1 protein-coding gene is annotated in these 8,571 nt (G+C 68.0%); it reads right to left on the bottom strand.

Translation table 11 applies throughout. The features are described from left to right. The coding region (locus ACWDUM_RS24905; RefSeq protein ID WP_450136020.1) for an amino acid adenylation domain-containing protein at positions 1-7,925 on the bottom strand (7,925 nt) is incomplete at its 3' end. Between the last annotated feature and the right edge of the window lie 646 nt (positions 7,926-8,571).

The raw sequence follows: 8,571 nt of genomic DNA, 5'->3' as shown, positions 1-8,571 counted from the left end.
GCGAACTCCCCGTACGTCAACGACTCACCCTCGAACGACACCGCCACCGCATCCGGCGACGTCGCCGCCTGCTTCTCGAACAACGACACCAACGTCGCCTCCACGAACGGATGCGCTGTCGCGTTCCAGCCCTCGACCACCAACCCGCGCTCGTCATCGGTCATCAGATCGATGTCACCGACAGCCGTCGCCGGGGCGGCCACAACCGCACGAAGGACCCGCACGAACCGCTGCGCGATCTCCTCGACCGTGGACCGGTCGAACAGATCGGTGGCGTAGATGAGGTCGGCGTGGATTCCGGTGAGCTCTCCTCCCGGACCGACCTGGTCGTCGAGGTCCAGGTGCAGATCGAACTTCGACACCTTCTCGTCGTAGTCGAGCGCCCTGATGCTCAGGTTCGGGAGTTCCAGTTCGGCCTGCGCCTGGTTCTGCAGCGAGAGCATCACCTGGAACAGCGGATGCCGCGCCTGCGAGCGGGCGGGGCTCAGCACCTCCACGAGCCGCTCGAACGGCGCGTCCGCGTGTGCGAACGCGCCGAGGTCGACCTCACGGGCGTGCGAGAGGACGTCCGCGAAGGACTGCGCCGGATCCACCTGCATCCGCAACACCAGGGTGTTGACGAACATGCCCACCAGGTCGTCGAGCGCGGCCTCGCCACGACCGGCCACCGGCGCGCCCACAGCAATGTCGGTCGTGTCCGACAACCGCGCGAGCAACACCGCGAGCGCCGCGTGCAGCACCATGAACAGCGACGCACCCTGCTGTCGCGCCAGCGCGTTCAGCCCCTGATGGAGCTCGGCGTCCATCGAGAACGAGTACGTCGCACCATGATTCGACGCCACGACCGGACGCGGCTGATCGTGCGGCAGGTCCAACTGGTCGGGCAGCCCGGCGAGAGCCTGCTGCCAGTAGCCGAGCTGGGAGGAGATCACCGACTCCGGGTCGGCCTCCGAACCCAGCACCTCGCGCTGCCACAGCGCGTAGTCCGCGTACTGCACCGGCAACGGCGCCCACTCCGGCTCCGCACCCGCACATCGCGACACGTACGCGGTCATCACGTCGCGCACCAGCGGACCCGTCGAGAAGCCGTCTGCCGCGATGTGATGCACGACCATCACCAGCACGAAGTCACGCTCGGCCGTCTGGAGCAGTCGGACCCGCAGCGGTCGCTGGGTGGTGACGTCGAACCCGACGGTGAAGAATTCGACCAGTTCGGTCGGCAGCGCCGAGACGTCGACCGGCACGGGGGTCAGCGCCGGCGCGGATTCGTCGGCGGGCAGCACCAACTGGCATGCCTCACCGTCGATCTCGGGGTACACCGTCCGCAGCGCCTCGTGACGGCCGATCACGTCGGAAACCGCGCCCTCGAGCGCCGCGAGGTCGAGATCGCCGGTCAGTGCGATCGCGAGCGGCAGGTTGTAGATCACCGATTCCGGTTCGAACCGGTTGAGGAACCACATCCGCTGCTGTGCGACCGACAGCGGAATGCGGTCCGGACGGGTCCGCGCCACCAACGGCGGACGGGCGCCACTACCGGAGAGTCCCTCCACCGCCGACGCCAGCGCCACGACCGTCGACGCCTCGAACAGCAGGCGCACGGGCACGGTCGCGTCGAGCACAGCCCCGATCCGGGCGACGACCTGCGTCGCGATCAACGAGTTGCCACCCAGTTCGAAGAAGTCGTCGTCGGCACCGACCTGATCCACACCGAGTACCTCGGCGAACACACCGGCCACCGTCTCCTCGGTCGGTGTCGCCGGTGCCCGGAACGGCCGCGACTCGAACACCGGCTCCGGCAACGCCTTGCGGTCCAGCTTGCCGACCGGCGTCCGCGGGATCCGGTCGAGCAGCATGACCGCCGCGGGCACCATGTGCCCGGGCAGCGACTCCGCCAACGCCGCCTTCAACGTGGCCGGCTCGAGCACGACGCCGTCCGCGGCGAGCACGTACGACACCAGCGATGTGGTCCCCCCCGCGTCCTGGTGCCCGACCGTGACCGAGAACGCCACGCCGGGCTGGGCCGACAGCATCGTGTCGATCTCACCGAGCTCGACCCGGAAGCCCCGCACCTTCACCTGGAAGTCCCCGCGCCCCAGGTAGTCGAGCTCCCCGTCCGCGGTCCACCGCACCAGATCCCCCGTGCGGTACATCCGATCGCCGGGCTCGCCGAACGGGTCGGCGACGAACCGATCGGCCGTCAGGTCCGGACGCCCCCGGTAACCGCGCGCCAACGCCGGACCCGATAGGTACAACTCGCCGGTGACACCCACCGGAACCGCCCCGAGCCGGTTGTCGAGCACCATCGCCCGCACCCCGCACACCGGCGCGCCGACGGTGACCGGCCGCCCCGGCACCAACGGGTCGGTGGTCGTGACGACAATCGTGGTCTCGGTCGGCCCATAGGCGTTGACGAACACCCGGTCCCCGGCCCAGCGCGCCACCAGTTCCGGCGGGCACGCCTCGCCGCCGACGGCGACGACCCGCAGGTCCGGCAGGTCACTCGACTCCACCGACGCCAACGCGGCCGGAGTGATCAGGACATGAGTCACCCGCTGCCGACGCAACAGCTCGCCGAGTTCGACGCCACCGAAGACCGTGGCCGGAGCAACCACCATCGTCGCGCCGGCGGCCCCGGCCAGCAGCATCTCGTTGACGGAGATGTCGAAGCTCGGCGATGCGATGTGCAGGGTCCGGTCCGCAGCGGTGATCCGGTAGTCCGTCCGCTGGTAGTCGGCGAAGTTGGCCAGACCGGTGTGGGTGATCACGACGCCCTTCGGCACACCCGTCGAACCCGACGTGTAGATGACGTAGGCCGGATTCTCGAGCCGCACCGGACGGATCCGGTCGGCATCGGTGACGGGCGCAGACGACTCGGCCGCACAGCGGGATTCGACCTCGGCCGAGTCGAGCACGAGCCATGGCACCACCGACGGCAACCGGTCCACGTGCTCACCGACCGTGACACCGATCACCGCGCCGCAATCGGTCACCATGTGCGTGACGCGGTCCGCGGGATAGTTCGGGTCCACCGGAACGAACGCGGCACCGGACTTGGCGACTGCCCACACCGCGAGAACGGAATCGACCGATCGCGCGATCGCGACCGCCACCGCCGTCTCGGGCCCGGCGCCGGATCCGATCAGCGCCCGCGCGAGCCGAGAGGAACGCTCGTCGAGTTCCCGGTACGTCATTTCCGCCCCGTCGGCACCGACGACGGCGACCCGGTCCGGATCGGACCGGGAACCGACCTCGAGAAGCTCGGCGAGGGTCCGCGGCGCCGGCATCGCGGCCCGCACACCAGGAAGCCCCCGTCCCCACCGCTCGGTCAGGTCGGCACGCTCGGCCGGGTCGAGGATCTCGACGTCTCCGACTGCAACCCCCGGATTCTCGAGCACCGCGTCGAGGATGCGAAGGAATCTGGTCGCGAACCCGGCGACGGTGGTCTCGTCGAACAGGTCCCGTGCGTAGACGAACTCGGCAGCCACGTCCTCCGTCGCGGCGGCACCACGCGGCCGGTCCGCGACGGTCAGCTGCAGATCGAACTTCGACAGGTCGACACGAACCTCGTCCGCCGTGACGGTGAGCTCCGGCAGCTCGACGCGTGCCCGCTCCATGTTTTCGAAGGACAGGCCCACCTGGAACAGCGGATGCCGTGACGTGGACCGCGCCGGGCGCAGCACCTGCACCAACTGTTCGAACGGCACGTCGGCGTGCGCGAAGGCGGCGAGATCGCGATCACGTACCTGGGTCAACAGGTCGGCGAACGACCCGCCACCGTCCACCTCGGTCCGCAGCACCAGCGTGTTGACGAACATGCCGACCAGGTCGTCGAGGGCCGGCTCACCACGGCCCGCCACCACGGTGCCCACCGCGATGTCCGACGTCCCGCTCAGACGGGACAACAGCACCGCCAACGCGGCGTGGGTGACCATGAACGGTGTGACGCCCTGTGCGCGCGCGAAACTCACCAGCGACTGGTAGGTCTGCGCCGGGATCCCGAATCGCAACCGCCCGCCGTCGAAGGACTGGGCCAACGGCCGGGGGCGATCCGACGGGAGGTCCAACTGGTCGGGCACACCGGCCAGCTCCGCCCGCCAGAATTCGATCTGCTTGGCGGACAACGACTCCTGATCGTCCTCCACCCCGAGGCGCTCACGCTGCCAGAGCGTGTAGTCGCCGTACTGGATCGCCAACGGATTCCACGTCGGCGCCTCGCCGCTGTGCCGGGCGGTGTAGGCCGCCACCACGTCCCGGGCCAGTACCGCCAGTGAGACGCCGTCCGCCGCGATGTGATGAACGACGATGCCGACCGCGAACTCATCGCGTTCGGCAGCATCGGCGCCCGGTTCCGTGACCTCGAACAGCCGGATCCTGATGGGGATCTCCGTGGCGACGTCGAAACCACCGCTTGCGAACTCGGCGAGCCGTCCCGCGAGTTCCTCCTCGGTGACTCGCTCGACGGGACCGAGCAGTGCCACGTCACCGGCCGGGACGACGACCTGATGCGGCCCGCCCTGCGAGTCCGGAAACACCGTGCGCAGGGTCTCGTGCCGCTCCAGGACGTCGGTTAGGGCCGCCACCAGTGCAGCACCGTCCACGTGTCCCGACAGACGCACCACGAACGGCAGGTTGTACGCACCGACCGAGGGGTCGAACTGGTTGAGGAACCACATTCGCTGCTGGGCCGGCGACAGCGGAACGACCTCCGGACGCGTGCGCGCGACCAGTTCGAGCCGGTCCTCCGCGGTTCCGGACTGCCCATCGATTCGAGCTGCGAGACCGGACACCGTCGGGGCCTCGAACAGTGCCCGCACACCCAGCCGAATACCGAAAGCCACACCGATCCGGGACACGACCTGGTTGGCGACGAGCGAATCGCCGCCGAGGTCGAAGAAGCCTGCATCCGCACTCACCCGCTCGAGGCCGAGAACGTCGGCGAAGATGCCGGCGACCATCTCCTCGGACAGGGTTCGGGGACCCCGGTAGTCGGTGGCACCGGCGATCACCGGAACCGGCAGAGCCTTGCGATCGAGCTTGCCGGAAGCATTCAGCGGGAAGGCGTCGAGCACCGTCACCGCCGACGGCACCATGTAGGCCGGCAACACCGCACCCAGTGCGGACCGCAACGCCTCGCCTTCGACGACCACACCGGAAGCCGGCACCACGTACGCGACGAGATGGTCGCCTGCGCCCGCATCGGACCGCACCATCGCCGCCGACTGAACCACCCGCGCATCGGCGACCAGCGCCGCCTCGATCTCACCGAGCTCGATGCGCTGACCACGCAGCTTGACCTGGAAGTCCGTGCGCCCCAGATACTCCAACTCACCCGCGGCCGTCCACACCACCAGGTCGCCGGTCCGGTACATCCGCTCACCCGACCGGAACGGATTCGCTACGAACCGATCGGCCGTCAGATCGGTCCGCCCGTGGTATCCGCGCGCCAGCTGCACACCCGACAGGTACAACTCACCCGCGACACCCACCGGCACCGGACGCAGGCGTGCGTCGAGCACGAACGTCTGCGTGTTCCACACCGGCGCACCCATCGGCACACTCGCCACGTCCGCATCGGTGACCTCGTGGAAGGTCACCTCCACCGCCGCCTCCGTGGGTCCGTACAGGTTGTGCACCCGAACGCCGGGCCACAGCCGAGTCAACGCCAGTGCGGTCGACGCAGGCAGACCCTCACCCGAGCAGAACACCCGCGTCACGGTCGAGCACGATGCAGCGGACGGCTCGGTCACGAAAACCGACAGCATCGACGGCACGAAGTGCACCGACGTCACCGCCTCGTCGGCGATCACCCGCGCCAGGTACTGGGGGTCCCGATGCCCGTCCGGCGCCGCCACCACCAACCGTGCACCGACCTGCAAGGGAGCGAACAACTCCCACACCGACACGTCGAACGTGACCGGAGTCTTCTGCAGCACCACGTCCGCGGGCGTGAAGCCGTACTGCGCCTGTGCCCACAACAGGCGATTCACCACCGAACGATGCGACACCGACACGCCCTTCGGACGTCCCGTCGACCCCGACGTGAAGATCACGTACGCAGCATTCTCCGGACGCAGCGGACGGGTCCGCTCGCCGTCGGAAACCGGGGCATCCGAGCATCCCGCCAGGTCCAGCCCGTCCACGCACAGGACAGACCTCTCACCGGGCACCTCGACACCGTCACGCGCCGTGGTCAACACACAGACCGGATCCGCGGAATCCAGAATGTGCCCCACCCGCTCCACCGGCTGATCCGGATCCACCGGCACGTACGCACCACCGGCCGCCTGCACCGCGTAGATCCCGACCATCATCTCCAGCGACCGCCGCATCGCAACGGCAACCAGGGAGTCCGGCCCCACACCGATCGAAACCAGGTACCGGGCAAGGCGATTCACCCGAGAGGCGAACTCACCGTACGTCAGCGACTCGCCCTCGAACACCAAGGCCACCGCATCCGGTGTCCGCGCCGCCTGCTCCTCGAACAACGACACCAGCGTGCCTTCGGGCACCTCCTGCGCGGTGTCGTTCCAGGTGTCGACGACGAGTTCGCGCTCGGTGTCGGTGAGTAGCGCCAGGTCCCACACCGGAGTGTCCGGCTGCGCGGCGAGAAACGCGCCGAAGAATGCAAGGAACCTCGAATGGTGTTCGCGTGCTTCGGATTCGGTGTAGAGGTTGGGGTTCGTCTCGAAGTCGATGTGGGTCCGCGTACCGGCAACGCTCTGGTAGAAGTTGACCGCGAGATCCTCGACGACACCGGTCGACAGGATGTGGAACTCGCCGACCACCGGACCGAGTGCGACCTCCTCATGGAAGAGCATGATGTTGACGAGCGGACCGAGCAGGTCGCGCTGCATGTTCGCCGTCGAGGCGTCCCGGCGGATGTCCTCGTGGCGGTAGCGCTGGTGCCGCAGGGCGCCGGTGACCGCGGTCTGGACCTGGCCGAGGAGTCCGGACACCGTGGTGTCCGCGGCCACCCGCAATCGCAGCGGAACGACGTTCGACAGCATGCCACCGGAGTTGCGCATGATCGCGGTCGTCCTGGCGGTCACCGGGAGGCTGAGGACGACGTCCTCCCTGCCGCTCGCCTGCGCGAGATAGGCGGCAAACGCCGCGATCAACATGCCGGAAGGGGACGAGCCGTGACGGGCGACCGCGGCTGCGAGGGCGGCTTCCGAGTCGGACGACAATGCTGCAGTGGCGATGCCCCCGTTGAAGGCCGGCGCGGCGGTCCGCCCGACGAGGCTGGTCGCCTCGTCCATGCCGTCCATCTGACCCGACCAGTACTCGCGATCGGTCGCGAAGCGTGTGCTCTCGCGGTATGCCAGTTCGGATTCGTACAGGTTGCGCAGGGTCCACACCTTGCCCGGGCGGATGTCCTGGTCCTCGAGCAACGCGGTGTAGACCTCGGCGGTGCGGTTCATGTAGGTCATCGCGCCGTAGCCGTCGAGCGCGATGTGGTGCACGCGGGAGTACCAGAAGTACCGGTCGTCCTCGATCCGAATGGTGGCACCGGCGATGAGCCGATCGGTGAGCAGGTCCACGGGGGCGGCCAGATCGGCACGCATCCATGCCATCGCCGCCGCGACGGGGTCGGCTTCGCCGCGCAGATCGAGGATCTGCACGTGGTCGACGATGGTGCGGTCGACAACCTGATGTGGGACACCGTCGTGCTCGGTCAGCCGCAGGTATCCCGTCTCCATCTCCTGGGACGCGATGATGCAGGCCTGTTCGAGTACCGCAGTGTTGAGGGGACCACGGAGGTCGACGTACTGACCGATGTTGATCGGGATCTCGGGGTCGACGTGCTGGGCATACCACATGCCGAGCTGCGCGGGCGACAGCGGGAAGACGTCCACCTGCAGGGCGCCCTCTGCCTGGATCGTGCTGTCGAAATCCGTGCTGTCGAATCCGTCGATGGCAGTCAACTGATACCCCTGTTTCCGGAACACTTCAGAAGTTCCCACAGCCATCTCGGCAGGCGGCCCCGGTGCAGCAGGCATGGCGCGCTGAACGGCAGACATGGCTAGCCGAAATGGATTTCGTCAATGAGGAAGCCGATTAGCGGCTGAATGTGCGCGCGCCAAGGGCGCGAATAGCGGTCAGCTGACCTAACGCCCGCAAGTCCGGTGCGTCGGAGCCGACATCGATCTCAACGTCGACCGTCGACGAACACCGACTCCGGCCGCACCAGCGTGCTCCCGACGAAACAACGCGCGATGGTGGTGGAACACAGCACATGGTGTCCGACGCTCCGTTGTGTGCTCACAGATCGCCCTCCCGAAAGACAATCATCCCGCCGCATTCGGCGGCTCTACCGACCACGACGGGAGCGGTTGCCACCCTTCGCACGAGGCAACTTACCGCGTTCACCACGTCCGGCGAGGCGGTTTGGCGAGTTCTTCCGACAAGCGTCCAACTTCGAACGGCCCGAACGCTCGACAGGGGCCCGGAACGGCGTCCGAAAGCTGACCTCACCCCCGTTTCTGCTGGTCATGCCGTTAGCCAGAAGTACGCCCGGCATCCCAGAAGACGTCACATAACAGTTGTGGCCAGGTCACAGGTCGTGACCTG

The sequence above is a fragment of the Rhodococcus sp. NPDC003322 genome (assembly GCF_053589555.1).
Note: the sequence above shows the minus strand (reverse complement) of the source record. Positions and strands in the feature narration are given on the sequence as shown.